The following is a 26,602-nucleotide window of genomic DNA, read 5'->3' as shown; positions in this document are numbered from 1 at the left end:
TCAGGCTCCTTGGCTTGAGGACGCGGGCTCGCGCCCGACGAGGACCACGACGGAGCGCGGCCCGATCAGATAGCTCCCGGGGTTCTCCAGTTCGGGCTCCGCACCCAGCGGGTGCAGATCGTCGGGCGCCGCGGCCCCGCTGTCGGCGAACAGATGCCAGCTGCGGCCGCCGGGCAGCTCCGGCAGCTGGAGGTCGTGCGCCTCCCAGTGGGAGTTCATCGCGACGTACACGACGTCCTCGTCACCGGTGCCGCTGCGCATGACGGCCAGCAGCCGGCTCTCCTCCGACCAGTCCGGCTCCCACGCCCGCTCGCCGTGCCAGCTGATGTCCGGCAGCCCGGTGGTGGGCACCTGGGTGCCGGAGGCGTGCTGGGTGGCGCGCAGCTCGGGGTGGGCGCCCCGGAAGGCGATCAGCCCCTGGGTGAAGCGCAGCAGTTCCGCATTGCTCTGCGCCAGCTCCCAGTTCACCCAGGAGAGCTCGTTGTCCTGGCAGTACGTGTTGTTGTTGCCCTGCTGGGTGCGGCCGAACTCGTCGCCCGCGAGGATCATCGGAACACCCTGGCTGGTGAGCAGGATGGCCATGGCGTTCTTCATCTGGCGGGTGCGCAGCGCGTTGATCCCGGGGTCGTCGGTCGGCCCTTCGGCGCCGTGGTTCCAGCTGTTGTTGTCGTTGGCGCCGTCGTTGTTGTCCTCGCCGTTGGCGTGGTTGTGCTTGTCGTTGTACGACACCATGTCGGCGAGCGTGAACCCGTCGTGCGCGGTCAGGAAGTTGACCGACGCGGTGGTGCCGCGGCCCGCGTACAGGTCGGGCGAGCCGGCGATCCGGGTGGCCAGGTCGCCGATGACGCCGGAGTCGCCCTTGATGAAGCGGCGCACCGTGTCCCGGTACTTCCCGTTCCACTCCGCCCAGCGCCCGTACGCGGGGAAGCTGCCGACCTCGTAGAGTCCGGCCGCGTCCCAGGCCTCGGCGATCAGCTTGGTGTGCCGCAGCACCGGGTCGTGGGCGAGGGTCTCCAGCAGCGGCGGGTTGGGCAGCGGGGTGCCGTCCAGGGCCCGGCCGAGGATCGCCGCCAGGTCGAAGCGGAAGCCGTCGACGTGGTAGTCGGCGACCCAGTGGCGCAGACAGTCCAGGACGTACTGCCGCACCACGGGGTGGTTGCAGTTGACGGTGTTCCCGGTGCCGCTGAAGTTGAAGTAGTACCCCTCGGGCGTGAGCATGTAGTACGTGGCGTTGTCGAGCCCCTTGAAGGAGATCGTCGGCCCGTGCTCGTTGCCCTCGGCGGTGTGGTTGAAGACGACGTCGAGGATCACCTCGATGCCGGCGGCGTGCAGGTCCTTGATCAGGGTGCGGAGTTCGTCGCCCTGCATCCCGTACCGGCCCGTCGCCGCGTAGCCCGCCTTCGGCGCGAAGAACGAGACGGTGTTGTAGCCCCAGTAGTCGTAGAGCCGCTCCCCGGTGTCCGGGTCGGTGCGCGGGTTGTCGGTCTCGTCGAACTCGAAGATGGGCAGCAGCTCGATGCAGTTGACCCCGAGCTCCTTGAGGTACGGGATCTTCTCCCGCAGGCCCGCGAAGGTGCCCGGCGCCTTCACCCCGGACGAGGCGTGCCGGGTGAACCCGCGCACATGGGTCTCGTACACGACGAGGTCCTCGGCGGGGATGCCCGGCGGGGTGTCGTCGCCCCAGTCGAAGTCCTGCAGGCAGACCCGCGACCGGTAGGGGTAGACGTTGTCCCAGTCGGGCTCGGTCCCCCACACGTCACGTCCGGAGATCAGCCGGCCGTACGGGTCGCTGAGGATCTGCCGCGGGTCGAAGCGGTGGCCGGACACCGGGTCGAAGGGACCGTCGGCCCGGAAGCCGTACTCGATGTTCTCGTGGTCCAGGCCGAACACGGTCATCGCGAAGACGCTGCCGGTGCGGAACTCGGGCGGGAACTCCAGTTCCGCCATCGGCTCCGCCGCGCCCCGCTCGAACAGCACGAGCGTCATCGACGTCGCCTGGTCCGAGTAGACCGCGAAGCTCACGCCTCCGGGGACCACGAACGCCCCGAAGGGGTACGGCTTGCCGGCACGGACGCCGTACCCGCCCACCTGGTGGGTCGGGTAGGCGTCGATGCGGCGGAGCGTGTCCAGGGGCTCCGTGGTCATGTCGCGGCCTGTCCTGCCTTGGAGGCGGTGCGGGCCTCGTCGGTCTCGAAGAAGTCGAGGAAGCCGGTCGCCGACATCACGAACCGGACCTCCTCACCGACCCCGTGCAGCGTCACGGCCGCGCCGGAGTGCTGGGCCTCGCGGTAGACGACGAGCAGGGTGCGCAGCCCTGCGCTGGAGACGTAGCCGACCGCGTTGAGGTCGATCCGGAGCGTTTCCCCCGAACGCACCAGTGGCAGCAGTCGTTCCAGCAGCGCGCCGGACGTCTCGCTGTTGATCTCGCCGGCGAGGGCGAGCACGGTGGCCGCCTTGGTCCGCCGCTCCTTGAGCGCAAGAGTCATCGGTTGTCCTTCCCCGTTGACACCGGACGCAGCCGCACCTTGACCCTGACCCGCTCGGTGACGTCGGGAAGTTTCACGGTGAGGTCGTCGGCGTCGAAGTTGTCGTATTCCTGTCCGTCGATCTCGACGGACGCGATCCTGATCGAGCCGGCCGGGAGCAGGTCGGGAGAGACCCGCAGGATCCGGTCGGGCAGGTCGGACGGGTCGGGCTTGAAGTGGAAGTCCATCTCCCGTCCGTTGATGAGCAGGTTGTTGTACACCGCGGCCAGGTAGCAGAGCTCGGCCGAGTGGTACATCGACATCGAGTGGCTGCCCTTGAGCCGCTCGGTGCCCAGCAGGTACGGGGTGCCGCTGGCGAGGACGTTGAAGTACACAGCACCCTCGTCGTGGTCGAGGAAGAAGGTGTTGTAGAACGCCTCGGCCTGCCGCGCCTCGCGCCTGAAGTCCTCACCGCCGACCGTGCCGAACAGGATCAGGTAGGCGAGGATCGCCTGCTCCTGCTGCCACCAGGCCTTGCGGTCGTGCCAGGCGAACCGGTACTGCTGCTCGCCGTCGCCGCGCAGCCGCTCCACGACGTCGTACCAGCCGCCGCGCTGCACGTCGCTGCCCACCTCGGGCATCAGCTGGCCGATCTGACGGGCCAGCTCCTCGTACGCCGGCTTGGCCTTCAGCGAGTTCATCCGCATCAGGTTCCAGGCGATCTTGAGGTTGTGGCCGACGACGGCGCGGTTCTGCTGCCAGCTGTGGGTGGTGTCGTGGGACCAGTCGCGGTTGAAGCGCTCCTGGACGAAGGGGCTGTTCTTGTAGTCCGGGAACTTGTCCGCGATGGTGTCGAAGGTGTACTCGAGGAAGTCCGCGTACTTCCGGTCGCCGGTGGCGAGGTACAGGTTGATCAGGTACGCGGGCGCGTGGTCGCCGACCGAGTTCCAGTTCTTGCGCTCCCGGTTCTCGCCCAGCGACTCGTGGTCGGCGCTGAACAGGATCGGGTCGATGTGGGAGAAGTAGCCGCCCTGCTCCCGGTCGAGGAAGAACTTGTCGAAGAGCCGCACCGTGGCGTCCGCGTCGTTCTTGATACGGGCGTCGCCGGTGACCCGGTAGGTCTGGATGGGCCCGGCGAGCGCATAGATCTGCTCGTACATCGGGATCGCGTCGTAGTCGTCGGAGAACTCCGAGGTGAACAGCTTGCGTTCGCTGTCCCCGTCGACGCTGATGCCGTGGTACCAGTAGACGACGTCCTCTTCGGTGTCCACGACCCGCATGTGCTTGCGCAGGTACTCGGTGCCGCGCTCGGCGACCTCCAGGTACTCGTCCTTGCCGGTCAGCAGGTATGCGGAGGCCATGCCGTAGACGAGCCGGGAGATCGTGTCGGTCTCCTGGACGTGGCTCGCGGTCTTGTCGCCGCCGAGGCGGAGCTGGGTGCGGTACTCGGCGAAGTCGACCGGCCCGTCACCGAACTGCGCCTTGCGGTAGAAGGTGGCGAGGGACTCGATCTGCTTGACCCACCAGCCGCCCTCCTCGAACCGGAAGTCCTCGGCGCCACGGCCCAGGAACACCAGCCGCTTGGCCTCGAACCGGCCGCCGTTCTCCGGGTAGTGGACGCCGTACACGAAGAGGAACCGGCCCGGCGAGAGCATCTCGTCGATGTGGCCGGACGCGTCGACGTAGGGCTCGTCCAGGTTGCGCACCAGCTCCGCGCTGGGACCGCCGTCGAGCGCGACGTCGAAGCTGCGGCCGTCCGCGGTGTGCAGCTTCAGCAGCCGGGCTCCGGAGTCGAAGTGGTCGACGTATCCGGCGATCGTGTCGGAGAAGGAGAAGGTCACGGCCTCAGCCATGTCGGGCACCGTCCTTAGTGTCTGTGTCTGCGTCGTCTGCGTCCTCGTAGCCCTGGCTCACCTCGACGATCACGCCGTCCGGGTCGCGCAGCCACACGGTGCGCCAGCCGCAGATGAAGTCGTCGAAGCTCAGCGGGCCGAGGGTGATGTCGGCCTCGTCCCCCAGCTCCGCCAGGAACGCGTCGACGTCGTCGGTCTGGAAGGCGAGGTGCCGCATGACGCCGGGCTCGCCCGGGCCGTCGTTGACCGCGACCGCCGCGGGCTCGGACGCGGCGGGGAACAGCTCCAGGTAGGCGTCGCCCTTGCGCAGGAAGACGATCTCGGAGTCGCCCAGGTCGACGACCCGGGCGCGGGTGAAGCCGAACAGGCGGGTGTAGAAGTCCTCGGTGGTCTTCTGGCTCTTGCAGTTGAGACCGACGTGCGACCACCGCATCAGGACCCACCGCCCCGGGCCGCGAGCAGCTCGATGATCCGCCGGGCGAACAGGTGGTGGTGCTGGCCGGTGCGTCCGGTGACCAGGTCGCCGTCGACCACCACGTCCTCGTCGACGTACTCCGCGCCCATGTTGCGGACGTCGCCGACCAGGTTGTTGTGGCAGACCACCTTGCGCCCGCGGACCTTCTCGGGGATCGAGGCAGCCAGCCACATGCCGTGGCAGATGATGCCCTTCAGCACGCTGGGCTCGTCGAACGCACGGCGCAGGAACTCGGTCGCCGGGGCGAGCCGGTCGACGTCCTCGGTGTAGCGCAGCCGGTCCGAGACCATGCCGGAGGGCACGATGACGGCGGCGTACCCGCGCAGCCGGTCGTCGCTCAGCCCCTCGAAGGTCTTGTCCGCGGTGAACGGGGCCCGGTACTCGTGCCCCTGGAAGGTGATCGAGTCGTTGCCCCACAGCCGGGTCAGGAAGTCGACCTCGGCACCCTCCTCGGCGAACCGGCGCTGGTAGTAGGCGATCTCCGGCTCGAAGAAATCGCTCTCGATGAGGACGGCGAGTCGTACGCCGCTCAGCTGTCCGTCGCGCAGCACCACGTCAGACACGGGAGACCCCCTTGATCAGGTCGGCAGCACGCTCGGCGATCATCACGATCGCGGTGTGGCAGTTGCCGGACGGCACGGCGGGCATGACACTCGCGTCCACCACGCGCAGGCCCTGGACGCCGTGCACCCGGAGCTCGGGGTCGACCACGGACAGGTCGTCGACGCCCATCCGGCAGGAGCCGGCCTGGTGGTGGTAGCTCTCCGCCTTCTGCTTGACGAAGGTCCGCAGCTCGTCGTCGGTGACCGTGCCGGGGCCCGGCTGGAGCTCCTGCTTGTACCAGGGCTTGAACGCCGAGGTGGCGAAGATGTCACGGGCGATCTTCACGCCCTGGACCATGCGCTCCAGGTCCCACTGGTCGCCCAGGTAGTTCGGGTTGATCAGCGGCCCCGCGAGCGGGTCGCGGCCGGCGAGCCGGATCCAGCCGCGGGACACGGGACGGACGACGCCCGGCAGGATGCTCACCGTGTTGGGGTGGTTCTGCCCGACGATCACGTCGAACGGCACGTGCACGAAGGCGATCTGGAGGTCGGGCGCGGGCAGCCCCGGCTGCGAGGCGAGGAACAGCGCACTCTCGGAGAGGTTCTGTGCGGGCGGCGGCAGCTCCTGGGAGACCTCGGCCATCAGCCCGGTGAGCACGTGGTTGTGGAAGTTCTCGCCGACTCCGGGCACCGCGGCCGTCACCGGGATCTCGAACTCCCGCAGGTGGTCGGGGTTGCCGATGCCGGAGAGCAGCAGCAGCTTGGGCGACTCGATGGCGCCGGCGGCGACGATCACTTCGCGGCGGGCGCGCACGGTGTGCGTGCCGGGCGCGCCCGCCGCGCCGTTCACCGTCCGCCCCGGCACATCGGCCGGGTCGGCGCCCTGGACGTACTCGGCGCCGACGCACCGGTCGCCGTCGAAGAGCAGCCGGGTGGTCTGCGCGCTGGTCCGCAGCGTCAGGTTGCGGCGGACCAGCGCGGGCTCCAGATAGGCGGCGAGGGTGCCCTGCCGCTTGCCGTCGGCGACGTCGATGTGGTGCCAGCCGGTACCGAACAGACCGCGGTCGGGGCCGTCGGTGTTGAAGTCGGCGATCTCCTGGTGACCGAGTTCGACGGCCGCGTCGATGAAGGCGCGCGAGACCGGGTTGGGGCCGTGCGCACCCGCGTTGGTGATGCGCTGGGGCCCCTTGGTGCCGGTGGTCGGCGCGGTGACGTCCTCCTGCGCCTCCAGGAGCGCGAAGTACGGCAGCACGTCCTGGTACGACCAGCCGGCGGCGCCCTGGTAGGCCCAGTTGTCGAAGTCCGAGGCATGGCCCCGGATGTGCATCATGATGTACAGGTTGCTGCTGCCGCCGGGGGCCTTGCCGCGCGGCTCGTAGGTGCTGCGGCCGTCGAGGCCCGGCTGCGGGACGCTGGTGTAGCCCCAGTCGATCGGGCCGCCCAGCAGCTTGTACCAGGACGACGGGTCGTCGACCTCGGGCGGTATGCGGTTGCCGCCCGCCTCCAGGACCAGCACCGTGGTGTCCGGGTCCTCGGAGAGCCGGTTGGCCAGGACGCCGCCCGCCGCTCCGGCGCCGACGACGATGTAGTCGTACTCGCTCTCGCGCTCCGTCATCAGTGGCTCCCTCAGACCTGCGACAGGACCTGGAACGGCACCGTGTCGTGGTAGTTCGCCATGTACGCGATCTTGCCGTCGACGATCCGGAAGAAGTTCATGACCTCGGCCTCGATGGCCTTGCCGGACGCCTTGCTGACGGCGGTGAGGTGCGACACCGCGGCCGCCTTCTCGCCGTCGGCGTCGACGATGAAGTGCACCGGCTCGTTCCGGAAGGACGCGTACATGTCCCCCATGCCGGCCATCATCGAGCGGAGCTTGGCCAGCCCCTCGATGTGTCCGGCGAGCTGTTCGTCCATGATCTGGTCATCGGCGAACAGGTCGCACCAGCGGTTCCAGTCGCCGGCGTTGGCGTACTCGTAGTACTTGGTCAGCACCTCACGGGCGTCCATGCGGTGTCTCCCCTCTCCTCGCTGTCGTGGCGGTCGCGGTGCAGTCAGTCGGCGGTGCGTGCCCCACCGGGGCCGAAGGGGGCGAAGAACTGGCTGAAGGCGGTGGCGTCGTCGCCGAACAGGCCGTCACGGCCCTCGACGATGCGCCCGTCGCGCCAGCGCATGAAGTGGAAGACCGTGGAGTCCAGCCGGTCGTACGGGGACCGGCTGTCCTCGGGGGCGCCCGCCCGCAGGCCGTAGTTGTGGCACACGTCGGCGGAGCAGTCGTCGCCGACGAGGATCACCTCGCGCTCCATGCGGAACGTGCCGCCGGTGACCTTGCCGGTGCGGGCCATCAGGTCGAGGAACGCGTCCAGGGACTCGTACCAGCCGGCCAGCGGGTGGTTGCCGGGGACCAGCCAGCGCAGGTCCTCGGCGTAGTACTGCACGATCCGGCTGCGGTCGCCGGAGCCGAGCGCCTGGTAGGCGGCCTCGACCCGTTCCCGTGTCACCTTCGTCATCGCCGTCTCCTCCTCGCGCCTCAGAGGGAGCCCGACCCGGGCATCGGGTCGAGGGCGTTGACGGTGTAGGTCCTGATCCGCGGGCCGTTCTCGCCCGGGACGACGATCCAGGTCTGGTCGGCGTCGAAGCCGAGCCACTCGCTCTTGGCGGCCGGTGCCTTCCAGACCTTGGCCTGCCAGTTGACGATGACCTGCACGATCGCGCGGTCGCCCTCGATGACGGGCTCGACCTTGGTGACGGTGTGCACCTCGTCGAAGAACAGGTGGGTGACGGCCTCGTACCAGCGTGCGAACCCGTCGTGGCCGATGAAGGTGTCCTCGGGGACCTTGAACTCCAGGTCCTCGGTGAGGAACGGCAGCACCTCGTCCAGCGGGATGTGCTGGTCGAGGGCCGCGTACCAGTTCTCGGCGAAGGTGCGGATCGCGGCCTCGGTCAGCTGCTGGGGCATGCGGGCCTCCTTTCGTGCGTGCGTCGTGCGTACGGACGGCACGTAGCGGCCGTGCGTACGGATCGGATCGGGTGGCGTCAGATCTGCAGGTCGACCAGGAACGGACCCTGGTGGTCGAGCATCCGCCGCACCGCGTCGGCCGCCTGCTCGGGCTTCTCGACGCGGATGCCGTCGGCGCCGAGGGAGCGGGCGAGCCCGGCGAAGTCGATCTCCGGGTGGGCGAGGTCGAAGGAGCGCGGGAAGGCGTGCTGCGGGATCTCCCGCTCCTTCCAGTACTGCGCGATGTTGTCGTCGAGCAGCCGGTACTTGTGGTTGTTGCAGACCACGAACTTCGCGGCGATGCCGTACCGGGCGGCCGTCCACAGGGCCTGGTAGGTGTACATGGAGCCGCCGTCGCCGGTGAAGCCGACGACCGTGCGGTCCGGGTGCGCCAGCTTGGCGCCGACCGCGCCGGGGATGCCGACGCCGAGGGAGCCGCCGCGTGTGACGTGGTAGTCGCCGGGGCGGTCCGGCGGGAGGTACCGCGTGACGAGCGGGGAGCTGGTCAGGGCCTCGTCGAAGACGATGAGGTCGCCGCCGGTGCGCTCGGCGAGCGCGTGCAGGAACGCCTCGATCGTCGTGCCGTCGTGGCTGCCCCTCAGGAACTCGGCCCGCGCACGGTCGCGCTGGGTGGTGCGGGCGGCCAGGCGCTCGGCGGCCTCGGTGCGCCGGTCCGGCGCGAGCCGCCGGTCCAGCGAGGTCGCGAGTGCGCGCAGCGCGGCCTTGGGGTCGGCCACGATGCCGAGGTCGACCGGGAAGTTCTTCGCGATCTCGTACGCGTTGAGGTCGATGTGGACGATCTTCGCGTCCTTGCCGAAGGGGCTCGCCAGCTCAGGGAAGACCTCCGGGAACACATAGGTGCCGACGATCAGGACGGCGTCCGCGTCCTGCACCAGCTCCTTGCTGTGCTCGCCGAACATATGGCCGGTGGCCCCGCGGTGGAGCGGGTGCGACGCGGCCATGGTGACCTCGGAGAAGTCGACGTCCCACACGTCGGCGCCGAGCAGTTCGGCGACGGCCGTGAGTTCGGCCTGCGCCCCGGCGAGGCTCACCCCGTCCCCGGCCAGGATCAGCGGGCGGCGGGCCCCGGCGAGCAGCGCGGCGGCCTCGCCGACGCTCGCGTCGGAGGGGGCGCCGTCGGTGCGCGGGATCGCGGTGGGCACGACGGGCTCGTCGTTCGGCGCGTCGAGCACGTCCATGGGGAGCGCCACGAAGACGGGGCCGCGCGGCGGTGTGAGCGCGATCTTCACGGCGCGGCGCACGGTGCGCAGCACCGACGCCGGGTCGGTCACCCGGGTGGCGTACTTGGTGACCGGGCGCGCCATGGCGACCAGGTCGGAGGCCATCTGGGCGTCCATCACGTCGTACTTGACGCCGGCGTCACCGGCGACGACGACGAGAGGGGTGTGGCCGCGCAGCGACTGGTAGAGCATCCCGATGCCGTTGCCGAGCCCGACGCCGGAGTGCAGCTGGAGCAGCGCGGCCCCACCGGTGGCCCGTGCGTATCCGTCGGCGATCCCTGCGGCCACCGTCTCCTGGAGCGAGAGGATGTACTGGAACTCCTCGGCGTTGTCGGCCGCGTCCAGAAATCCCTGTTCCACTGTGCCGGGATTTCCGAACATGAAGTTCAGGCCATCCGCCTTGAACTGTTCTATGAGCTTCGTCTTGCCCGGATCTGCCGTCATGAATTGCCTCCGGATTTCCACGGACTCCTGCGGTGCGTCTCTCGGTGAATTACCAGCCGTATCGGGTGAGGCCGTTCTCCAGGACCTCGACGATCTTCTGGCCGGTCAGATACGAGTCCGGGGTCGAACGGCCCGTGACGAACGGGTAGTCGACGATGACCGAGAGCGGGTGCCCGAAGTTCCCGTGGTACGCGCCGTCCGGGCCGGTGGCGTCGCGCAGGATGTACTCGAGCGGGTACGGCGGCGGGCCCATGTTGAAGTCGGTGCCGAGGAACCCGGTGCCGTCCTTGTAGTCGTACTCCTTGCAGTGCCCGGTGACGTGCTTGCCCCAGATGATGGACTTGCGGTCGCCCCAGTCGCGGGCGAAGGCGAGGCAGGCGACGCCGTAGCACTCGGCGGCGACCACCTTGCCGGCCTCCTTGAAGGCCAGGATCAGGGCGTGCACGCGCTCGTTGTTGGCGAGGTCCGCGATGGGACCGCTGCCTCCGACGACGAGGATCGCGTCGTACTCCCGGACGTCCTCGGCGAGCCGGTCGAGGTCGCGGTGGTACTGCTCCAGCTTGCGCAGGTAGCCCTCGTCGCTGGTGTACGGGCGCTCCGGCGCCCAGCTGGAGATGTCGAGCGACTTGTCGAGCCGGCCGCCCTCGTCGAACTCGCGGCCCAGCCGGGCGTTCTCGGCCGTGGTCACGCTGCGGCCGAGCGGCGGGTCGATGTAGTTCTCGTCGAGACTCGGCGGAAGGGCGTGCGCCCGTTGTCCGGTGGGGGTCGCGAAGACCACCTCATAACCTTGCTCATCGAACTTGGAAACCGGGCCTATGAGTTCTTCGGCCCAATATCCACGCTCGGAGACAATGACCAGAATCTTCCTGCTCACGGATCCCCTCCTGGCGCAGCCTTTGTCGTTTGGCGCCACCAACACTGCGGGGCACGGGGGCCACTGTCAAAGTCATGTGACTCGACTACGTGAGGTAGAAATTTGAACTCCGTCGGGAGGTCAGGAAGTCGAAGACGGACCTCATGAAGTAGTAAGAGAACTTCAGGAAGTCGCGGTGGGACTACCTGATGTCGGGTGAATCCGGAAAGGGAGCGTGGCAGGCCCACCTAGGGTGTTGATGTTGTCCGACGCGCCGTGCGGCAGACCGTCCGTCCCCCACCCCGTCCCGTCAGCACGGCCCGGCCCGGCCCGGCCCCGCATCCGTGCACCGCACGCCCCCTCCCCCCACGCCGTTCCACCGTTCCGCCGTTCCCACCGACCCACCGGACGACGTCCGGGCCCCCCGACCCGAAGGACTGCCGATGACCAGCAGGTGTACCCATCTGGATCAGATACGCCCGGTGACGGCCGGCACCGAGGGCTGCGAGGAGTGCCTGGCCCTCGGCGACACCTGGGTCCATCTGAGGATGTGCCTCAGCTGCGGACATGTCGGCTGCTGCGACTCCTCCAAGAACCGCCACGCCACGAAGCACTTCCACGCCACCGAGCACCCGATCGCCGCGTCGCACGAGCCGGGCGAGTCCTGGGTCTGGTGCTACGTGGACCGACTCATGATGGAGCTGGCATGAACAGGGGAAAGCACAGCAGGACGAGCCGCGGCGGCATCATGACCGCCGAGCGCACCGAGGGCGCCCGCCCCGCCAAGTCCGTACGCGCCGAAGCGGCCACCACCGACGAGGGCCGCAAGCCGGTGATCCTCGCCGTCGACGACGATCCGCAGGTGCTGCGGGCGGTGCGCCGCGACTTACGCAGCGCCTACGGCGACCGGTACCGGGTGCTCGGCGCGTCCTCCGCCTCCGACGCACTGAAGATCCTCGACTCGCTGGACGAGCGCGGCCACGACCCGGCGCTGTTCCTGGTGGACCAGCGGATGCCGGACATCACCGGCGTGGAGTTCCTGCTGGAGGCGGTCAGCCGCTTCCCCGACGCCCGGCGGGTGCTGCTCACCGCGTACGCGGAGACCGACGCGGCCATCACCGCGATCAACCAGGTCCGGCTGGACTACTACCTGATGAAGCCGTGGGACCCGCCGCACGAGCGGCTGTTCCCGGTCCTCGACGACCTGCTCTCGGACTGGCTGGCCAGCTACCGCCCGGCGTACGACGGCATTCTGGTCGCGGGTCATCTGGTGGCGCCGGGCACACACGCGGTACGGGACTTCTTCACGCGCAACGGCCAGCCCTTCAAGTTCCTGAACGTGGAGCGCGACGCGGAGGCCGCGACCCTGCTGTCGCAGCTGCCCGACGCGACGCTGCCGCTGGTGCGGTTCCCGGACGGCACGCTGCTGTCCGCGCCGACGGACGCCGAACTCGCCGAGCACCTGGGCCTGGCGACGACCGCCTCACGTCCGCACTACGAGTGCGTGATCGTGGGTGCGGGGCCCGCCGGACTCGCGGCCGGCGTGTACGCCGCGTCCGAGGGGCTGAGCACGCTGATGGTCGACTCACGGGCGCCGGGCGGACAGGCGGGCACGTCCTCGCTGATCGAGAACTACCTGGGCTTCCCGTCCGGCCTGTCGGGCGGTGACCTGACCCGGCGGGCGACCATCCAGGCGACCCGGTTCGGTGCGGAGATCCTGCACCCCGTCGAGGTCACCTCGCTCACTCGCGACGATCCCGCCAAGATCCTCACGCTGACGGACGGCACGGAGATCAGCGCCGAGACCGTGCTGCTGTCCACGGGGGTGGCCTACAACCGTCTTCCGGCGGAGGGCGCCGAGAAGTTCGAGGGCGCGGGCCTCTACTACGGGGCGGCGACGACCGAGAGCTCCGCCTGCATCTCGCAGCACGTGTTCATCGTCGGCGGCGCCAACTCGGCGGGCCAGGCGGCGGTGCACTTCGCCAAGTACGCGGCGCAGGTGACGATCCTGGTGCGTGCGGACTCGCTGTCGGCCAGCATGTCGCAGTATCTGATCGACGAGATCGAGCGGACGCCCAACATCGAGGTCCGGGTGCGGACCACGGTGAAGGAGCTGAGCGGCGGCGAGCACCTGGAGCGGATCGTCCTGCACGACGCGGGAACCGGAGAGACCGGCGAGGTCCCGTGCCGGTTCATGTTCACGTTCATCGGTGCCCGTCCGCACACCGACTGGCTGGACGGGATCGTCGAGCGCGACGACCACGGGTTCATCCTGACCGGCTCCGACCTGGTCTCCAACGGCGGGGAGCTGCCGGCGGAGTGGCCCCTGGAGCGTGCCCCGTACCCGCTGGAAACCAGCGTGCCCGGGGTCTTCGCCGCCGGTGACGTCCGCGCCCACTCGGTCAAGCGGGTCGCGTCCGGCGTCGGCGAGGGCGCCATGGCGATCTCGCTGATCCACCGGTACCGGTCCATGGGCTGAGTCGCCACCGGCGGCGACGTGGGGCTGCCGCCCCGTGGTGCCGTCCCGCCCGGTCTCCGCCGCTCCGTGCACGACGACCGCTCCACGCACGACGACCGCTCCACGCACGACAACTGCTCCCGAGGATTTCCGCTCTGAGCGATGGGCGCGCCTTTCGCTTGCCTGGGCGACGTATGCGAGTAACGTTGCTTACATGATTACAGCGGAACAGCGCGACAAGCTCCGCGGCTGGTTCGCCGGCCGCCTGCCGGAAAACCTCTTCGAGGACCTGGTCGAGGTGACGGTGGACCGCGAGGAGATCACCGTCATCGGCCGCATCCCGGAACCCCGGCTCGCCGACTCCGCGTCGGCGGCCGAGAAGGAGGCGGCCGTCCAGGGCCGTGTCCAGGAGTTCCGGGAGCGCACCCGCGACGAGCGGATGGCCGTGGCACGCGAGGCCGAACACCGATTTCGCAAGAAGGTCTCGTGGGGCGTGGAGTGCGGCGGACACCGGGCCCTGTTCACCCATGTCGCCGCGCCCGTGATGACCCGGCTGCGCCAGCCCGAGCGTCAGGTGCTCGACACACTGATCGCGGGCGGCGTGGCCCGCAGCCGCAGTGACGCGCTCGCCTGGTGCGTCCGGCTCGTCCAGCGTCACACGGACGAGTGGCTGACCGACCTGCGCGACTCGCTGGAACAGGTGCAGCGGGTCCGCGCGCAGGGCCCCGACGCCGAGTCGACCGACCCCGGCGACGACGGGTCCGGGACGTCGTCCGAATAACCGCCCCGACGGCGTTCCGTTTGAGCGGTCCGCCTGACGGGCGGCGATCAGCGGGGCAAGCTTGCCCGGAGGACCCGAAGTCCGAGCCTGCCCCGAGGACCAGAACCAAGGGAGAGTCAGATGACCACCACCGTCGAGTACATCCGCTACCGGATCGCCTTAGACGACCAGCAGGCCTTCGAGGAGGCCTACCGCACGGCCGCCGAGTCGCTGGCCGCTGCTCCCGAGTGCATCGACTACGAACTGGCGCACTGCCAGGAGGAGCAGGACCGGTACATCCTGCGGATCCGCTGGACGTCGGTCGAGGACCACATCCAGGGCTTCCGCAGGGGCGAGCACTTCCCCGCCTTCTTCAGCGCGATCCGGCCGTATGTGTCGTCGATCGAGGAGATGCAGCACTACCTCGCCACCGACATCGTGGGTACGGGAAAGGCCGCGGGAGAGCAGCCGTGACCGACCAGTCCGTCGAACAGGCCACCGCACAGACCGCCGAACAGACCGCCGTGGACGGGCAGCACGCGCCCGACAAGCCCGGCACGCCCACGATCTACGAGTGGATGGGCGGCGACAAGGCCCTGAACCACCTCACCGAGGTGTTCTACGGCCATGTCATGAAGGACCCGATCCTCGCACCCGTCTTCGTCGGCATGGACGAGCGCCACCCGCAGCACGTCGCCAAGTGGCTGGCCGAGGTCTTCGGCGGTCCGTCCGTCTACACCGAGGACCGCGGCGGCCACCCGCACATGGCCGAGCGTCACCTCGGCCGCCGCATCACCGAGGAGCAGCGCCGCCGTTGGGTCGACCTCCTCCAGGACACCGCGGACGAGGTCGGCCTGCCCACCGACCCGGAGTTCCGCGGCGTCTTCCTCTACTACATCGAGTGGGGAACGCGCATGGCGCTGATCTACTCGGGCGAGAACCCGCCACCGGTGGACGCGGCCGATGTGCCGCGCTGGAAGTGGGGCCAGACACCGCCCTGGCAGCCGAACGGCTGACCACCCCGTGCGCGCCCTTGTGGCGGGCGCGCGCCCGGGTCACCGTAGTCGCGGGAGGCGCCGTCCGGCGCCTCCCGTCGGCGGCTCGGCGAACGGAGTCAGCATGGCGGTGTCCTCGGCCCTCCCCCCGGAATCCCCGGCCTTCTCCCTCCCCCATGAACTGCACGGCGACGGACCGCACAAGGTGATCGCCGTGCACGGGTGGTTCGCCGACCGTTCGGCGTACGCCCCGGTGCTCCCGGACCTCGACCGGGCGTCCTTCCAGTACGCGGTCGTGGATCTGCGCGGGTACGGCGAGGCCAAGGACGCGACCGGCGCGTACACCACCGCCGAAGGCGCCGCCGATGTGCTCGCGCTGGCGGACCGCCTCGGCTGGGAGCGCTTCTCGGTGGTCGGCCACTCGATGGGCGGCAGCGTCGCCCAGCGCGTCCTGGCCGCCGCGCCGCACCGGCTGCGCCGCCTGGTCGGCATCTCGCCGGTCCCGGCCTCCGGCCTCCCGCTCCCCCCTGAGCAGTGGGAGCTCTTCTCGGACGCCGCCCATACGCCGGGCAACCGCCGCGCCATCATCGACATCACCACCGGCGGTGCCCGGCCGGGCGCCTGGCTCGACCGCATGGTGGACCGCTCCGTCGGCCGCAGCGAGGCCAAGGCGTTCCGTGCCTGGCTCGACTCCTGGGCGGGCGACGACTTCCACGGCGAGGTCGAGGGGGCGACGGTCCCCGCGCTCGCCGTCGTGGGCACCCTCGACCCGGCGCTCTCGGCCGATGTGATGCGCGGGACGTGGATGCGCTGGTACGCCGCTGCCGAACTGGTGGAGCTGGAGTCCGCCGGGCACTACGCCATGGACGAGGCGCCGCTCGACCTCATCCGGGCGGTGGAGGACTTCCTACGGGCGGACGAGGACCGAGCGACACCCGGCAGGGAGGCGGCGAACGCGCAGGAGGGGGCGGGGAGATGAGCGGGGGCGGCGGAGCGATGGAGCGGGGCGGCGTCGAGGCCGCCGTACCGGGACCGGGAGCGGCCGGGCCGGACCGGAGCCCGGCGGTCCCGGCCGGGCGCGACGCGAACGGCAGCGGCCGGACGGCCGACGCAGCCGGGGCCGGCGAACGGGACGCGGACGCCCACGGCGTGGCGGACGTGCCGGACGTCTTCGACCCCCGGCAGTACGCGGCCGGGGTCCCGTACGACCGCTACCGGCTGCTCCGCGACCACCATCCCGTGGCGTGGCAGGCGGAACCGGAGGTGCTGGGCTGGCCGGCCGGGCCCGGGTTCTGGGCGGTCACCCGGCACGCCGACGTCGTCCGGGTGCTGAGGGACCAGACGACGTATTCCTCGTATCTGGGGGCCACTCAGATCCGCGACCCCGATCCGGCGGACCTCCCCTTCATCCGCCGCATGATGCTGAACCAGGACCCGCCGGACCACGGGCGCCTGCGACGCCTGGTGAGCCGCGCGTTCACGCCGAGGCGCGTGGACCGCTTCGCCGTGGTGGCCCGGGACCGGGCCCGCACCCTGCTGACCCGGGCGGCCGACTCCGGGGGCGCCGTCGACCTGGTCGCCGCGGTCACCGACGACTACGCCCTGCTGAACCTCACCGATCTGCTGGGCGTGCCGGTGAGCGACCGGGGCCTGCTGCTCGACTGGACCCACCGGGTCATCGGCTACCAGGACCCGGACGAGGCGGGCCGGGCGGTGCTGGGCCCCGACGGCAGGCCGGTCAATCCGCGCTCCCCCGCGATGCTGCGGGACATGTTCGACTACGCGGGCTCGCTGGCCGCGTACAAGCGCCGCCACCCCGCCGACGACGTCATGACGACCCTGGCCACCGACCCCGAACTGACCACCCCCGAACTGGAGATGTTCTTCTTCCTGCTCACGGTGGCGGGCAACGACACCGTACGCAGCGCCGCACCCGGCGGGCTGCTGCTCCTGGCGGAGAACCCGGATGCGTACGCCGCCCTGCGGTCGCGCAAAGTCACCCTCCACACCGCGGTGGACGAACTCCTGCGCCGCCATCCCCCGGTCCTGTCCTTCCGCCGCACCGCCGTCCGCGACACCACACTGGCCGGGACCCGCATCCGCGCCGGCGACAAGGTGGTCGTCTTCCATGCGTCGGCCAACCACGACGAACGCCTCTACCCCGACCCGCACCGTCTGGACCTGTCCCGCACCCCCAACCCCCATGTCTCCTTCGGCGACGGCCCCCACATCTGCCTGGGCGCCCACTTCGCCCGCCTCCAGCTGCACACCCTCTACGCGGAGACCACGCGGATGTTCCACTCCCTGACGCCGGCGGCGCCGCCGCGCCGCCTCGTGTCGAACTTCATCAACGGACTGAAGGCGGTGAGCGTGTACGCGTCCCGGTCGCGGACCGAGGGTGCCTGACGCCGGCGGTGGTGCGGGGCACACACGCGTCCGGCCGGCCGTGGACGGGTCCACGGCCGGCCGGAGGGACGGTGCCGGTGTCAGCCCTCGTCGGGCGTCAGCCGCAGCGAGATGCTGTTGATGCAGTACCGCTGGTCCGTGGGCGTCGCATAGCCCTCGCCCTCGAAGACATGGCCGAGGTGGGAGCCGCAGCGGGCGCAGCGGACCTCCGTACGGACCATCCCGTGGGAGCGGTCCTCGATGAGCTCGACGGCGTCGGTGTCCTTGGGGTCGAAGAACGACGGCCAGCCGCAGTGGGACTCGAACTTCGTGCCGGAGGTGAAGAGCTCGGCGCCGCAGGCGCGGCACGAGTAGACACCCTCGGTCTTGGTGTCGGTGTACTCACCGGTGAAGGCGGGCTCGGTGCCGGCCTGGCGCAGGACCGCGTATTCCGCCGGGGTCAGCTCCGCACGCCACTGCTCGTCCGGCTTGTCGACGTCGTAGGACATCAGGGTCACTTCCTCACTGCGAGAGGCGGGCCAGGATCTGCGGGCCGAGCTCCGTGACATCGCCCGCGCCCATGGTGAGAACGAGATCACCGGGCTTCGCCATTCCCGCGATCACATCGGCGACGGCGGCCTTGTCGTGGACCGGCTGCACGTCCGCGCCCGCGGCCCGGGCCGCGTCGATGATGAGGGCGCTGGTGATGCCGGGGATCGGGTCCTCGCGCGCGGGATAGATGTCGAGGACCACGGAGGCGTCGGCGAGTGCGAGGGCGGCGCCCATCTCCTTGCCGAGCTCCTGGGTGCGGGAGAACAGGTGCGGCTGGAAGACGACCAGGATCCGGGCGTCGCCCGCCGCCGCGCGCATCGCCTCCAGGTCGGCGGTCATCTCGGTGGGGTGGTGCGCGTAGGAGTCGATGACCTGGACACCCGCCTCCTCGCCCTTGAGCTGGAGGCGGCGCTTGACGCCGGTGTACGAGGCGAGGGCGGGAGCGAGGTCCGCGGCGGGGACGCCGAGGGCCGCGCCGGCCGCCAGCGCGGCCACCGCGTTGGCCGCGTAGTGACGGCCGGGGACCGACACGGTGAAGGTGAGCGGCACGCCGTCCAGCTCGGCGGTGACCTCGCTCTTCAGGCCCTGCGGGGTGATGGAGAGGATGCGGACGTCGGCGTCGTCGGACTCGCCGTACGTCACCACACTCACGTCGCGGGTCCTGACGCGGCGCGTCAGCTCACGGGCTCCCTCGTGGTCCGCCGAGATCACGAGCGTGCCGCCCGCGACGATGCGGTCCACGAACGTCTCGAAGGACTCGTAGATCTCGTCCATGGAGGCGTAGTTGGCGTGGTGGTCGAGCTCCACGTTGAGGACGATGGCGACCTCGGGCGCGTACTTGTGGAAGCTGCGGTCGCTCTCGTCCGCCTCGGCGACGAAGATCTCGCCGTCGCCGTGCAGCGCGTTCGAACCGGGGGCGTCCAGGTCGCCGCCGATCGCGTACGACGGGCTCAGCCCGAGCGAGGACAGGGACACGGCCAGCATCGACGTGGTCGTCGTCTTGCCGTGCGTACCCGCCACGGCGATCGGGCGCAGGCCGTCCATCAGGGACGCGAGCGCGTCGGAGCGGTGGACCACCGGGATGCCGAGCTCGGCGGCGCGGGCCAGCTCGGGGTTGTCGGCGCGGATCGCGGACGAGACGACGACGCTCGTCGCATCCTCGGCGAGGTGGCCGGCCGCATGGCCGATGTGCACCGTCACGCCCAGCTCGCGCAGCGCCTCCGCGGTCGCGGAGTCCTTGGCGTCGCTGCCCGCGACCTCGGCGCCCCGCTGGGCGAGGATCTTCGCGATGCCCGACATTCCGGCTCCGCCGATCCCGATGAAGTGCGGTCGGTCCATGGCGGCAGGAAGGCCGGGTGCCATGCGTGTCTCCCCAAGTGCTGTGCGGTGTGATGCGGGTACGTCCGAGGGGCCAGCCTATGCCTTGCGGGCGCGCCGCACGGCCAGGCCCCGGTACCGGCGGGGACGGCGTCGCTCCCGCGTGCCGCCCCCGCCGCCGACGCTACGCCTTGCTGTGCGAGAAGAGCTTCAGGACCGGTACGCCGACCTTGTGACGGGCTCGTGACGCCCAGTCGCGGTGGAAGAACTCCTCCACGTAGTGGGGATCGGTCAGCACGATCACCTCGTCGGCGCCGGTCTCGTCGACCATCGTCTTCAGGGCGTCGATCGGGTGGTCCTCGATCAGCCTTCCCTCCGCCGTGCAGCCCGCCGCGCGCAGCGCCCGCAGCGAGACGTCGAGCGCCGAGCGGCCGAGCGCCGCGGCGTCCTTGCCCTCGGGGGTCTGCCCCTCGTGACGGGCCTCGTCGAGTTCGCCGAGCGCCACGTCGTCGATGGCTCGCAGCAGCCGGTCGGCCTGGTCCCCGCGGGGCTGGAGCAACAGGTGGAAGACGACCTCCTCGTCCCCGTGCAAGGTGGTGACGAACTCCACGTCGGCGGACGTCAGGGCCTTCTCGATCATCAATACGCTCGTGAACACACCAGGCGCCCTTCTCCTCCGGTGGGCCTCCTCGCAGGGCCCGTGCGGAAACCATCCTGCCCCGTAAGCACCCGGGGACTGCGAGATCTAGTGTGCCCGCCGGATGCTGATCGGAATGGATGATTCCGGACGATGATCGTCGGGGCACGTCGGCGGGCACCCCGGCGGCACACCGCCGAGCGGACCGACCACCCGAGCGGCACACCCGCCGCCGCGGTGCCGCACGCCGCCGCGGCGCCCCGTCCGCCGTCACGGCGGACACGCCCGTCGGGCCCCAGCGGCGGACCCCACGGCTCCGTCCGGCCCCGGGCGGCCGTCCGGGGCGCGGGCTCCTGTGTGAGGCCGTCAGCGTGAGGCCGTCACGCCTGCCCCTGCCGGGCACGTGCGTACCGAAGGAAGAGGAAGCCCTCCTCCTCCAGTACCGACGCCAGGGCCAGCCGCTCCGGCACGGCCATCGGCGGCCCCCCGGCGATCCGCTGGGCGGTCCCCGCCGTGAGCATCGGCGACAGGGTCAGGCACAGCTCGTCCAGCACCCCAGCGGCCACGAACTGGCCGAGCACCCGCGGTCCGCCCTCGGTCAGCATGCGCCGCATCCCGCGCTCCGCGAGCGCCTGGACGACCCGCTCCGGCTCGGCCCCCTTGCCGTCCCCGGCCACGACGACCTCGACGCCCGCCTCACGCGCGGCGGCCACCCGGTCGTCGGGCGCGGCGGCGCCGGTCACCACGAGGGTCGGCACGAGGGGCGAGGTGAAGAGCGGGAGGGAGAAGTCCAGGTCCAGGCTCGCGGTGACCACCGCGATCGCGGGTGCGGGCCCCTGCCCGGCGGCCGCCCGCCGCGCGGCGAAGGCCTCGCGCGCCCGCGCGGGGCGGTACCCCTCCTGACGTACGGTCTCGGCGCCGACGATCACCACGTCGGCGAGGCCGCGCAGCGTGCCGAAGACACGCATGTCGGTGGCGGAGGATATGGGCTGGGACTTCCCGTCGTGCTGGCCCGCCCCGTCGAGCGTCGAGACCATGTTGGCGCGCAGCCACACGTCCCCGCCCGGGTACGCATACGCCTGCGCCAGCTCGTCCAGGTCCCACTCGTGGTCGGCGAGGCCCCCCGGACCCGCCCCGTCGGCTGTTTCGTGCGTCACAGGGAACAGTCGTCGCATGTCGTGCAGTCTCGCACGCGGCATAGAGTTGGGAAGCGTGTCCTCCTCCACCGCCTCCCTGGGGCAGAGCATTCCCGGCCAGAGCCCCGCCGCCGACGCCACGGGCCCGCTGTCGCTGTGCGCCCGTGAACCGCATGTCCCCGCGGACCGTCTGGTCGCCGAAATGGTGCCCCCGCCGCGCTTCGACGCGGTCCGCTTCGAGACGTACATACCGGACCAGAAGCAGCCCAGCCAGTCCGAGGCCGTGCGCGTGCTCGGCGACTTCGCCGGCGGGCTCGGCGGAGCGCATGCCTCCGGCGCCGGCAAGGGTGCCGGGCTGCGCAAGTGGTTCGGCAGGAAGCCCGCGGCCCCGGCCGGCCCCCGCGGCATGTACCTCGACGGCGGCTACGGCGTCGGCAAGACCCATCTGCTCGCCTCCCTCTGGCACGCCACCCCGGCCGCGCCCGAGCAGAAGGCCTTCGGCACCTTCGTCGAGCTGACGAACCTCGTGGGCGCCCTCGGCTTCCAACAGACCGTGCAGACGCTGAGCGGCCACCGGCTGCTGTGCATCGACGAGTTCGAGCTCGACGACCCCGGCGACACGGTCCTCGTGTCCTCGCTGCTCGGCAAGCTCGTCGAGGCGGGCGTCGCGCTCGCCGCGACCTCCAACACCCTGCCGGGCAAGCTCGGCGAGGGGCGCTTCGCGGCCGTCGACTTCCTCCGCGAGATCCAGGGGCTGTCGGCGCACTTCAGGACGCTGCGCATCGACGGCGACGACTACCGCCACCGCGGGCTGCCCGAGGCTCCGGCGCCGTTCTCGGACGAGCAGGTGACGAAGACGGCGTACGCGACGCAGGGTGCGTCGCTGGACGACTTCCCGCATCTGCTGGACCACCTGGCCCGTGTCCACCCGAGCCGCTACGGCGCGCTGACGGACGGCCTCGGTGCGGTGTGCCTCACCGACGTACGCCCGGTGCCCGACCAGTCGACGGCCCTGCGGCTCGTCGTCCTCGCCGACCGGCTCTACGACCGCGAGGTACCGGTCCTCGCGTCCGGGCTGCCGTTCGACCGGCTGTTCAGCGAGGAGATGCTGAACGGCGGGTACCGGAAGAAGTACTTCCGGGCGATCTCGCGGCTGACCGCTCTGGCTCGCGACGCGAAGGGGCTCGTGGCGGCGTAGCCCGGCCCCGGCCCCGCCGCTCCGGCGGGCACCCTCACCGTGCCCGTCCGTCACCTTCCGCCGTACAGCACGCCGTCCGCCCCGGCCCACGGCGCCCGTCCGCCCCGGCTCACGGCAGCAGCAGCCGGACCTCCGTGCGGCCCGGGCGGCTGGCGAGGGACACCTCGCCGCCGTGGGCCGTCGCCACCGCCGAGACGATCGCGAGGCCGAGACCCGTGCCGCCCGCCGTGCGCGAGCGGCTGTGGTCGGCGCGCGTGAAGCGGTCGAACACCGTGGCCCGGATCGGTTCCGGAACGCCCGGGCCGTCGTCGGCGACGGTCAGCTCGGTACCCGTCCGCCCCTGGGCGAGACGGAGCGTGACGGCCGTGCCCCGTGGAGTGTGCACCCGGGCATTGGCCAGCAGATTGGCCACGACCTGGTGCAGCCGGTGCGGGTCGCCCGTGACGACGACCGGCTCCTCGGGCAGCTCCAGCCGCCAGTGGTGGCCGGGGCCCGCGGCCCGGGCGTCGTCGACCGCGTCCAGGGCGAGCCGGGTCAGATCGACCGATTCGCGGGCCAGCGGGCGCCCTGCGTCGAGGCGGGCCAGCAACAGCAGATCGTCGACGAGTCCGCCCATGCGTTCCGACTCGGACTGGATACGGGTGAGCGCGTGGCGCACCTCGCCCGGGACCGCGCCCGGGTGCTTCAGCGCGAGCTCGGCGTGCGCGCGCACGGTGGCGACGGGAGTCCGCAGCTCGTGGCTGGCGTCGGCCGCGAAGTGCCGCAGCCTCTCCTCGCTCGCGTGACGCCGGGCGAGGGCGTCGCCCACATGGCCGAGCATCCGGTTCAGGGCGGTGCCGACCTGGCCGACCTCGGTGCGCGGGTCGGTGTCCGGGACCGGATCCGGCATGGCCACCTCGCCGCTGGCGAGCGGGCGCCGCGCCACTTCGGCGGCGGTCGCGGTGACCCGGTGCAGCGGGCGCAGCGAGAGGCGGACCCACAGGGCCCCGGCCACACCCGTCGCGGCCAGCGCCGCCGCGAAGACCACCGCCTCCACGAGCTCCAGCCGGTGCACGGTCTCCTCGACGGGGTGCAGCGGGAGCCCCGTCATCAGGACGTCGCCGTCGTCGCCGGGGACCGCGGCGACCCGGTAGGGGCCGAGCGCGGTGAGCCGGATGCCGTGGCCGCGCCCGTCGGCGGGGACGGCGGCCAGGGCACGCCGGTCGCCGACGGTGAGCGGGACGGACGCGTGGGTCTCGTCGTGGACGACGGCCGCCGCGGTGGTGGCGCCGCGCAGCAGGCGGGCGCCGAAGGTGCGGTCGGCCTGGCCCCGGGTGTCGGGGCCGTTGTCGCCGTCGGGCCGCCTCTCGTGCTCCAGGCTGGCGGCGAACCGTCCGTGGGCGGCCGCCAGCTGCTGGTCGACCCTCCCGACCAGGAAGCCCTGCAGCGCGGCGGCCGTGGTGATCCCCACCGCCAGGCAGGCGAGGGCGAGCAGCACCACGAGTCCCGCGGTGAGGCGGGCCCGGAGGGTACGGGGCAGCGGTACCCGGCGCGCCGGCCGCCTCACGACGCCCGGTCCGGCTGGAGCACGTACCCGACGCCGCGGACCGTGTGGATCAGCGGCGGGCGGCCCGCGTCGATCTTCTTGCGGAGGTAGCTGATGTACAGCTCGACGACATGGGAACGGCCGCCGAAGTCGTAGGACCAGACGCGGTCGAGTATCTGCTGCTTGGACAGGACCCGGCGCGGGTTGCGCAGCAGGAATCTGAGCAGTTCGAACTCGGTGCGGGACAGTTCGACGGCGACTCCGCCCCGGCTGACCTCGCGCGCGTCCTCGTCCATGACCAGATCCCCCACGACGAGGCGCGCTCCGTCGCCGGGCTCGCGGGCCATCCCGGCCCGGCGCAGCAGACCGCGCAGCCGGGCGACGACCTCCTCCAGACTGAACGGCTTGGTCACGTAGTCGTCGCCGCCGGCGGTGATGCCCGCGATACGGTCCTCCACCGCGTCACGCGCCGTGAGGAAGAGCACGCACACCTCCGGCAGCACACCCCGCAGCTCGCCGAGCACCTGCAGCCCGTCCACGTCCGGCAGCATCCAGTCCAGCACCACCGCGTCGGGGCGGAAGTCCCGGGCGGCGGCGAGCGCGGTGGTGCCGTCGGCGGCCGTGCGTACCTCCCAGCCCTCGTACCGGAGCGCCGCGGACAGCACCTCGGTGAGGTCGGGCTCGTCGTCGACGACGAGGGCGCGCACCGGGGAGCCGTCGGGGCGGCACAGCGTGGGAGCAGCGTCGGAGGGAGTGGTTCCGGGTCGTTCCATGGTCCCTCCAGCATGACCCCGGGCGCCGGGCTGCGGGCACCGCCGACCTCTGAATTCCCTGTGAATCGGATCCCACAGCGGGGGCCGGGCGCTCGTTCAGAGGGTTTTCAGAGACTCGGTTGCGACGCTGACCACCCCGTTCGTCCCCTCGAGCCAGGAGGAGCCCGTGGTCACCAGCACCGTTGTGACCGACGACACCGCCATCAGGTCCCGCAAGGCGCCACCTCGGATCCCCGTGCCGCTCGTGGCACGTCTGCTGATCCAAGCCGGTGCGGCGGGTGTCCTCGCGCTGTGGTGGACCAACACGTCCGCAGTCGTGGGCATGGCGGGATGGCTCACGAACGCCGCCCGCATCACGGGCCTGCTCGCCGGATACGCCTGCGCGGTACTGCTGGTGCTCATGGCGCGCGTGCCGCTCCTGGACCACGGCATCGGCTCCGACCGGCTGGCCCGCTGGCATGCGCGCGGCGGCCGGTACACGGTGTGGCTGGCACTCGCGCACACCCTGCTGATCATCGAGGGCTATGCCCTGGGCGCGCACATGGGCGTGATCCGCCAGACCACCACCCTGGTTCTCCACTATCCGGAGCTGCTCAAGGGCACCGCCGGATTCCTGCTGCTCGTCACGACGGGTGTGCTGTCCGCGCGGGCCGCCCGGCGCAGGCTGAGCTACGAGACCTGGCACTACCTGCACTTCGCGACGTATCTCGCCGTCTTCCTCGTCTTCGGGCACCAGCTCGCCGACGGCGCCGACTTCGCCGGCAGCCGTCCCGCGCGGCTCGCCTGGTACGCGCTGTATCTGGGCGCCGCCGGACTGGTCCTGTGGTTCCGGTTCCTGGTGCCGGTCCGGCGCGCGCTGCGGCACCGGCTGCGCGTCGTCTCCGTACGCCCCGAGGCCCCGGGCGTCGTGTCCGTCCTGCTGTCCGGGGAGCGCCTCGACGAGCTGCGGGCGCGGCCCGGACAGTTCTTCCGCTGGCGCTTCCTGACCACGGGCCTGTGGTGGACGGCGAGCCCGTACTCGCTGTCGGCGCCGGCCGGTGCGCGGCTCCTGCGCATCACCGTCAAGGCGGCCGGGTCGCACAGCGCGGCCGTCGCGGACCTCGCGCCCGGGACCCGCGTGTGGGCCGAGGGACCGTACGGGGGGATGACCGCAGCCCGTGCCGCGACCGGGAAGTCGCTGTTGCTGGCGGGCGGTGTCGGGGTCACGCCCCTGCGCGCGCTGTTCGAGACGCTGCCCGGCGACACGGTGCTCGTGCACTGGGCGCGGCGCCCCGAGGACCTGGCGCTGCGCGGCGAACTCGACGCGATAGCGACGGCCCGCGGCGCCCGGGTGCACTACTCCGTGGACGAACCCGCCGAGTACGCCGTGCCGATGACGGGCCGGGCCCTCGCCCGCCTGGTGCCGGACATCGCCGAACGCGACGTCTTCCTGTGCGGACCGCCGGGCATGACCGACGCCGCACTGCGGGCCCTGCGCGGCGCGGGGGTGCCGCGCCGCCGTATCCACCACGAGTCGTTCGCCTTCTGACCCGTCTGTCGCACCGCCCTCGCCCAAGGAGTACTTCCCGTGCGCCGAGTCGCCGTCACCACCCTGTCGACCGTCGCGGGGGTCGTCCTGCTGCTGTCGCTCAAGCCGCACACCAGCGCGCCCCCTGCCTTCTCCGCGCCCTCGCCTGCGCCCTCGCGGCCCTCGTCGCACGCCTCCGGCCCGGCCACCCGCACCGGCACGTTCACCGGCGACGTGATCTCCACCCGCTACGGTCCGGTCCAGGTCGCGGCCACCCTCCGGGGCGGCCGGCTGACCGCCGTGAAGGTCCTGCGGACGCCCTCCGACAACGGCCGGGACCGCGAGATCGCCGCCTACGCCGTTCCGCGTCTGAACGAGGAGGCTCTCGGGGCGCAGAGCGCGCACATCGACGCGGTGTCCGGGGCGAGTTACACCAGCCAGGGGTACATCACCTCGCTGCAGAGTGCTCTGGACCGGGCCGGTGGGTGAGG

General features: G+C 71.3%; 27 protein-coding genes. 10 read left to right on the top strand and 17 right to left on the bottom strand.

Annotation, left to right across the window (positions count from 1 at the left end; genetic code table 11):
- The 11 genes from glgX to ACWCP6_RS21815 all read right to left on the bottom strand — a co-directional run bounded on the left by glgX (position 1) and on the right by ACWCP6_RS21815 (position 10,889).
- A complete protein-coding gene (gene glgX / locus ACWCP6_RS21865; protein ID WP_450934155.1) occupies positions 1 to 2,145 on the bottom strand; it encodes a glycogen debranching protein GlgX in 2,145 nt (714 codons plus the stop codon).
- Positions 2,142 to 2,486, bottom strand: coding sequence for an STAS domain-containing protein (locus ACWCP6_RS21860; RefSeq protein ID WP_450934154.1), 345 nt, complete (start codon positions 2,484 to 2,486; stop codon positions 2,142 to 2,144). The genes glgX and ACWCP6_RS21860 overlap by 4 nt, the downstream gene beginning before the upstream one ends.
- Complete coding sequence (locus ACWCP6_RS21855) at positions 2,483 to 4,318, bottom strand: AGE family epimerase/isomerase (protein ID WP_450934153.1); 1,836 nt, start codon at positions 4,316 to 4,318, stop codon at positions 2,483 to 2,485. Before ACWCP6_RS21855 ends, ACWCP6_RS21860 begins: the two co-directional genes overlap by 4 nt.
- Positions 4,311 to 4,751 (bottom strand): VOC family protein, encoded by a 441-nt coding sequence (locus ACWCP6_RS21850; RefSeq protein ID WP_450934152.1) that lies wholly within the window; start codon positions 4,749 to 4,751, stop codon positions 4,311 to 4,313. The genes ACWCP6_RS21855 and ACWCP6_RS21850 overlap by 8 nt, the downstream gene beginning before the upstream one ends.
- A complete protein-coding gene (locus ACWCP6_RS21845) occupies positions 4,751 to 5,356 on the bottom strand; it encodes a DJ-1/PfpI family protein (RefSeq protein ID WP_450934151.1) in 606 nt (201 codons plus the stop codon). The genes ACWCP6_RS21850 and ACWCP6_RS21845 overlap by 1 nt, the downstream gene beginning before the upstream one ends.
- Positions 5,349 to 6,950, bottom strand: a complete 1,602-nt coding sequence (locus tag ACWCP6_RS21840; protein WP_450934150.1) for a GMC family oxidoreductase — start codon at positions 6,948 to 6,950, stop codon at positions 5,349 to 5,351. The genes ACWCP6_RS21845 and ACWCP6_RS21840 overlap by 8 nt, the downstream gene beginning before the upstream one ends.
- Positions 6,951 to 6,961: 11 nt before the next feature.
- Positions 6,962 to 7,342 (bottom strand): nuclear transport factor 2 family protein, encoded by a 381-nt coding sequence (locus ACWCP6_RS21835; protein WP_450934149.1) that lies wholly within the window; start codon positions 7,340 to 7,342, stop codon positions 6,962 to 6,964.
- A 44-nt stretch (positions 7,343 to 7,386) separates the two neighbouring features.
- Positions 7,387 to 7,842 (bottom strand): nuclear transport factor 2 family protein, encoded by a 456-nt coding sequence (locus ACWCP6_RS21830; protein WP_450934148.1) that lies wholly within the window; start codon positions 7,840 to 7,842, stop codon positions 7,387 to 7,389.
- A 20-nt stretch (positions 7,843 to 7,862) separates the two neighbouring features.
- A complete protein-coding gene (locus ACWCP6_RS21825; RefSeq protein WP_450934147.1) occupies positions 7,863 to 8,291 on the bottom strand; it encodes a nuclear transport factor 2 family protein in 429 nt (142 codons plus the stop codon).
- Between the two features lie 77 nt (positions 8,292 to 8,368).
- A complete protein-coding gene (locus ACWCP6_RS21820) occupies positions 8,369 to 10,015 on the bottom strand; it encodes a thiamine pyrophosphate-binding protein (RefSeq protein WP_450934146.1) in 1,647 nt (548 codons plus the stop codon).
- Positions 10,016 to 10,064: 49 nt separating this feature from the next.
- Positions 10,065 to 10,889 (bottom strand): type 1 glutamine amidotransferase domain-containing protein, encoded by an 825-nt coding sequence (locus ACWCP6_RS21815; protein WP_450934145.1) that lies wholly within the window; start codon positions 10,887 to 10,889, stop codon positions 10,065 to 10,067.
- A gap of 422 nt (positions 10,890 to 11,311) precedes the next feature.
- Between ACWCP6_RS21815 and ACWCP6_RS21810 the strand changes: the two genes are divergently transcribed.
- From ACWCP6_RS21810 to ACWCP6_RS21780, 7 genes are all read left to right on the top strand, one after another.
- The gene (locus ACWCP6_RS21810) at positions 11,312 to 11,578 is read left to right on the top strand and encodes a UBP-type zinc finger domain-containing protein (RefSeq protein ID WP_450934144.1); all 267 of its coding nucleotides are present in this window, start codon (positions 11,312 to 11,314) and stop codon (positions 11,576 to 11,578) included.
- 38 nt (positions 11,579 to 11,616) lie between these two features.
- On the top strand, positions 11,617 to 13,347 hold the full coding sequence (locus ACWCP6_RS21805; RefSeq protein ID WP_450934229.1) for an FAD-dependent oxidoreductase: 1,731 nt from the start codon (positions 11,617 to 11,619) through the stop codon (positions 13,345 to 13,347).
- Positions 13,348 to 13,540: 193 nt separating this feature from the next.
- Positions 13,541 to 14,107, top strand: coding sequence for a hypothetical protein (locus ACWCP6_RS21800; protein ID WP_450934143.1), 567 nt, complete (start codon positions 13,541 to 13,543; stop codon positions 14,105 to 14,107).
- 120 nt (positions 14,108 to 14,227) lie between these two features.
- The gene (locus tag ACWCP6_RS21795) at positions 14,228 to 14,560 is read left to right on the top strand and encodes a putative quinol monooxygenase (protein WP_450934142.1); all 333 of its coding nucleotides are present in this window, start codon (positions 14,228 to 14,230) and stop codon (positions 14,558 to 14,560) included.
- A complete protein-coding gene (locus ACWCP6_RS21790) occupies positions 14,557 to 15,102 on the top strand; it encodes a group II truncated hemoglobin (protein ID WP_450934141.1) in 546 nt (181 codons plus the stop codon). The genes ACWCP6_RS21795 and ACWCP6_RS21790 overlap by 4 nt, the downstream gene beginning before the upstream one ends.
- 103 nt (positions 15,103 to 15,205) lie before the next feature.
- Positions 15,206 to 16,060: an alpha/beta fold hydrolase gene (locus tag ACWCP6_RS21785; RefSeq protein WP_450934140.1), complete on the top strand. Its 855-nt coding sequence runs from the start codon at positions 15,206 to 15,208 to the stop codon at positions 16,058 to 16,060.
- Positions 16,057 to 17,487 (top strand): cytochrome P450, encoded by a 1,431-nt coding sequence (locus tag ACWCP6_RS21780; RefSeq protein ID WP_450934139.1) that lies wholly within the window; start codon positions 16,057 to 16,059, stop codon positions 17,485 to 17,487. Before ACWCP6_RS21785 ends, ACWCP6_RS21780 begins: the two co-directional genes overlap by 4 nt.
- Before the next feature lie 80 nt (positions 17,488 to 17,567).
- Here ACWCP6_RS21780 and msrB read toward each other — a convergent pair whose 3' ends face one another.
- The 4 genes from msrB to ACWCP6_RS21760 all read right to left on the bottom strand — a co-directional run bounded on the left by msrB (position 17,568) and on the right by ACWCP6_RS21760 (position 21,147).
- On the bottom strand, positions 17,568 to 17,975 hold the full coding sequence (msrB, locus tag ACWCP6_RS21775; protein WP_450934138.1) for a peptide-methionine (R)-S-oxide reductase MsrB: 408 nt from the start codon (positions 17,973 to 17,975) through the stop codon (positions 17,568 to 17,570).
- Between the two features lie 13 nt (positions 17,976 to 17,988).
- Positions 17,989 to 19,380, bottom strand: a complete 1,392-nt coding sequence (gene murC / locus ACWCP6_RS21770) for a UDP-N-acetylmuramate--L-alanine ligase (RefSeq protein ID WP_450934137.1) — start codon at positions 19,378 to 19,380, stop codon at positions 17,989 to 17,991.
- Positions 19,381 to 19,519: 139 nt separating this feature from the next.
- Positions 19,520 to 19,993, bottom strand: coding sequence for an indole-3-glycerol phosphate synthase (locus ACWCP6_RS21765; RefSeq protein ID WP_450934136.1), 474 nt, complete (start codon positions 19,991 to 19,993; stop codon positions 19,520 to 19,522).
- A gap of 359 nt (positions 19,994 to 20,352) precedes the next feature.
- Positions 20,353 to 21,147 (bottom strand): pyrimidine reductase family protein, encoded by a 795-nt coding sequence (locus tag ACWCP6_RS21760; protein WP_450934135.1) that lies wholly within the window; start codon positions 21,145 to 21,147, stop codon positions 20,353 to 20,355.
- A 37-nt stretch (positions 21,148 to 21,184) separates the two neighbouring features.
- On the opposite strand from ACWCP6_RS21760, the gene zapE reads away from it, so the two are divergent.
- Entirely contained in the window at positions 21,185 to 22,306 is a 1,122-nt protein-coding gene (gene zapE, locus ACWCP6_RS21755; RefSeq protein WP_450934134.1) for a cell division protein ZapE, read from the top strand.
- 109 nt (positions 22,307 to 22,415) lie between these two features.
- On the opposite strand, the gene ACWCP6_RS21750 is transcribed toward zapE, so the two are convergent.
- Positions 22,416 to 23,852, bottom strand: coding sequence for a sensor histidine kinase (locus tag ACWCP6_RS21750; protein WP_450934133.1), 1,437 nt, complete (start codon positions 23,850 to 23,852; stop codon positions 22,416 to 22,418).
- Positions 23,849 to 24,604 (bottom strand): response regulator transcription factor, encoded by a 756-nt coding sequence (locus ACWCP6_RS21745; RefSeq protein ID WP_450934132.1) that lies wholly within the window; start codon positions 24,602 to 24,604, stop codon positions 23,849 to 23,851. The genes ACWCP6_RS21750 and ACWCP6_RS21745 overlap by 4 nt, the downstream gene beginning before the upstream one ends.
- A gap of 166 nt (positions 24,605 to 24,770) precedes the next feature.
- Here ACWCP6_RS21745 and ACWCP6_RS21740 point away from each other — a divergent pair, with 166 nt between their 5' ends.
- A complete protein-coding gene (locus tag ACWCP6_RS21740) occupies positions 24,771 to 26,132 on the top strand; it encodes a ferredoxin reductase family protein (RefSeq protein WP_450934131.1) in 1,362 nt (453 codons plus the stop codon).
- A 39-nt stretch (positions 26,133 to 26,171) separates the two neighbouring features.
- The gene (locus ACWCP6_RS21735) at positions 26,172 to 26,600 is read left to right on the top strand and encodes an FMN-binding protein (protein WP_450934130.1); all 429 of its coding nucleotides are present in this window, start codon (positions 26,172 to 26,174) and stop codon (positions 26,598 to 26,600) included.
- The last annotated feature ends 2 nt before the right edge of the window (positions 26,601 to 26,602 follow it).

The organism is Streptomyces sp. NPDC002004, assembly GCF_053593975.1.
This window is presented reverse-complemented; position numbering and strand designations above follow the sequence as displayed.

Coding starts and splice junctions, on each gene's coding strand:
- glgX (WP_450934155.1), bottom strand. CDS start 2,145: ATGACCACGGAGCCCCTGGACACGCTCCGCCGCATCGACGCCTACCCG.
- ACWCP6_RS21860 (WP_450934154.1), bottom strand. CDS start 2,486: ATGACTCTTGCGCTCAAGGAGCGGCGGACCAAGGCGGCCACCGTGCTC.
- ACWCP6_RS21855 (WP_450934153.1), bottom strand. CDS start 4,318: ATGGCTGAGGCCGTGACCTTCTCCTTCTCCGACACGATCGCCGGATAC.
- ACWCP6_RS21850 (WP_450934152.1), bottom strand. CDS start 4,751: ATGCGGTGGTCGCACGTCGGTCTCAACTGCAAGAGCCAGAAGACCACC.
- ACWCP6_RS21840 (WP_450934150.1), bottom strand. CDS start 6,950: ATGACGGAGCGCGAGAGCGAGTACGACTACATCGTCGTCGGCGCCGGA.
- ACWCP6_RS21835 (WP_450934149.1), bottom strand. CDS start 7,342: ATGGACGCCCGTGAGGTGCTGACCAAGTACTACGAGTACGCCAACGCC.
- ACWCP6_RS21830 (WP_450934148.1), bottom strand. CDS start 7,842: ATGACGAAGGTGACACGGGAACGGGTCGAGGCCGCCTACCAGGCGCTC.
- ACWCP6_RS21825 (WP_450934147.1), bottom strand. CDS start 8,291: ATGCCCCAGCAGCTGACCGAGGCCGCGATCCGCACCTTCGCCGAGAAC.
- ACWCP6_RS21820 (WP_450934146.1), bottom strand. CDS start 10,015: ATGACGGCAGATCCGGGCAAGACGAAGCTCATAGAACAGTTCAAGGCG.
- ACWCP6_RS21810 (WP_450934144.1), top strand. CDS start 11,312: ATGACCAGCAGGTGTACCCATCTGGATCAGATACGCCCGGTGACGGCC.
- ACWCP6_RS21805 (WP_450934229.1), top strand. CDS start 11,617: ATGACCGCCGAGCGCACCGAGGGCGCCCGCCCCGCCAAGTCCGTACGC.
- ACWCP6_RS21800 (WP_450934143.1), top strand. CDS start 13,541: ATGATTACAGCGGAACAGCGCGACAAGCTCCGCGGCTGGTTCGCCGGC.
- ACWCP6_RS21795 (WP_450934142.1), top strand. CDS start 14,228: ATGACCACCACCGTCGAGTACATCCGCTACCGGATCGCCTTAGACGAC.
- ACWCP6_RS21785 (WP_450934140.1), top strand. CDS start 15,206: ATGGCGGTGTCCTCGGCCCTCCCCCCGGAATCCCCGGCCTTCTCCCTC.
- ACWCP6_RS21780 (WP_450934139.1), top strand. CDS start 16,057: ATGAGCGGGGGCGGCGGAGCGATGGAGCGGGGCGGCGTCGAGGCCGCC.
- msrB (WP_450934138.1), bottom strand. CDS start 17,975: ATGTCCTACGACGTCGACAAGCCGGACGAGCAGTGGCGTGCGGAGCTG.
- murC (WP_450934137.1), bottom strand. CDS start 19,380: ATGGCACCCGGCCTTCCTGCCGCCATGGACCGACCGCACTTCATCGGG.
- ACWCP6_RS21760 (WP_450934135.1), bottom strand. CDS start 21,147: ATGCGACGACTGTTCCCTGTGACGCACGAAACAGCCGACGGGGCGGGT.
- ACWCP6_RS21745 (WP_450934132.1), bottom strand. CDS start 24,604: ATGGAACGACCCGGAACCACTCCCTCCGACGCTGCTCCCACGCTGTGC.